The sequence below is a fragment of the Streptomyces sp. NPDC007264 genome (assembly GCF_042869095.1).
Taxonomy (GTDB): Bacteria; Actinomycetota; Actinomycetes; order Streptomycetales; family Streptomycetaceae; genus Streptomyces.
Map to the genome: position 1 here is coordinate 1 of NZ_JBIAFD010000048.1, position 1,597 is coordinate 1,597.

The window sequence follows — 1,597 nt, forward strand, 5'->3', positions numbered from 1 at the left end:
CCGGGCAACCAACTCGGCGACCAGCCCGTCATCCACGGCGCTCGTCCCACTCACAGGGGCCTTCCCGGCCTCGGTGTCACTCGTCACGTCAGTCATCAACTGTCGCTTCCAGCTCGGGAGTTACACCGCTCACCGTACAGACCCGACGGCCAGGTGCTTGAAGTGGTGCAGGAGCGAGAAGGTCTGCTCGACGACGTAGCGAGGCTTGCCCAAGCCCTTGATGTCGGGGATGCCCTTGCGGGAGATCACCGGCAGGATGCGGCGGCTGCGCAACTCGCGCCGGTTGGGATTGCTGTGGTAGCCCTTGTCGCCCAGAAGTGCGTCGGGGCGCCTGCGCGGACGGCCCGGCTTCCCGGCGACGGGCGGAATGCCGTCGACCAAGGCCAGGGTCTGAGTGACGTCGTTGACATTGGCCGCAGTGGTGATGACCTTGAACGGGGTGCCCTTTCCGTCGCAGATCAGGTGGTGTTTACTGCCCGTCTTCCCGCGGTCGACCGGCGACGGGCCGGTGGCCTCACCCCCTTTTTTTCGCGCGGACGTGGGAGGCGTTCGGCGAGCAGGAGGCGGTGCAGCTTCTCGAAGACGCCGCCTTCGTGCCACCGGCCCAGTCGGCGCGAGTAGGTCCGTCCGGATCCGAACCCCGGCTCCAGCGGCAGCAGTTGCCAGCTGACGTCGTTGTAGAGCACGTACAGGATGCTCTGCAGGCACAACCGGTCATCCACCGGCTTCGGCCCGGGTGCCTTCTGCGGCCAGGGCGGCAGCAACGGCTCGATCAACGCCCAAAGGGCATCGTCCACAATCCACGGTCGAACACTCACACCATCCCGAACGGCCGAATCGTCACACCGGTCACGCCAGTCCCGCTGCGGCAGCGGCACGCGCATCTACGACGGCCAGGTCGATTCATCGGTGGCCGGGACGCCTTCCAAAGGAAGGCGATCGCGGTAGTACTCCGACTCCAACCAGTCCTCCCTCACGAGGACCGGCCGCGACATCCGCACGCCACCGACCTCCTGTGAGCGCAGAAGAACCCCCAGATCGGTCAGGGCGAGGGAGCCATCGAGGGTGTACAACAAGCAACTCCCGTGCTCGGCGGCGTAGTCAAGGAGGAACTGGTGCGCCTGCTCGGGATCGCGGCCGGCCAGTGCAAAGCCCGCCAGCAAGACCTGCGGACCCGTGACCGCATCCAGAGCAACGCACGCCAGCCTGCCCACGTCGTAGAACACCGTCACCCCGTCGGCGAAGTCTTCCTGCCCGTAGGGGCCGCCCACCCGTTTCTGCGGCTCAGAGCCCCGGAGAGCGTCGGCAACCTCGGCCGGGCTCATCCCGAACCGTAGTGGCCCCAGCCCGGTTCCGGGCAGCAGCAACTCCCAGTGCTCCCGTCCCGCGCTCGCACTCACGTGATCCACCCCTTCAAGTAGCCATCCCCCTGGCCCGGCACCGCGTGTGAGACCAGCGCCCAAAGTGCCACCTGAACTGACCAAGTGCCAACCGAAACGCTCGGTGTGCGACACGAAGTCGCTCCAGGTAAGTAAGTCCAGCCACGTGAAGGAGGTATCGATCGGCTGATCTTCGGGCCAGTGTCCAAGGCCCGTCC

At 66.4% G+C, this 1,597-nt stretch carries 3 protein-coding genes; all 3 read right to left on the minus strand.

Annotated elements, in window-relative coordinates; genetic code table 11:
* Positions 1-129: 129 nt before the first annotated feature.
* On the minus strand, positions 130-462 hold the full coding sequence (locus tag ACFYMU_RS33390; RefSeq protein WP_388381485.1) for a transposase: 333 nt from the start codon (positions 460-462) through the stop codon (positions 130-132).
* A complete protein-coding gene (locus ACFYMU_RS33395; RefSeq protein ID WP_388381481.1) occupies positions 459-884 on the minus strand; it encodes a transposase in 426 nt (141 codons plus the stop codon). Before ACFYMU_RS33395 ends, ACFYMU_RS33390 begins: the two co-directional genes overlap by 4 nt.
* Positions 885-1,597 (minus strand): hypothetical protein (locus ACFYMU_RS33400; protein WP_388381483.1); only part of this gene is annotated, 713 nt, incomplete at its 5' end.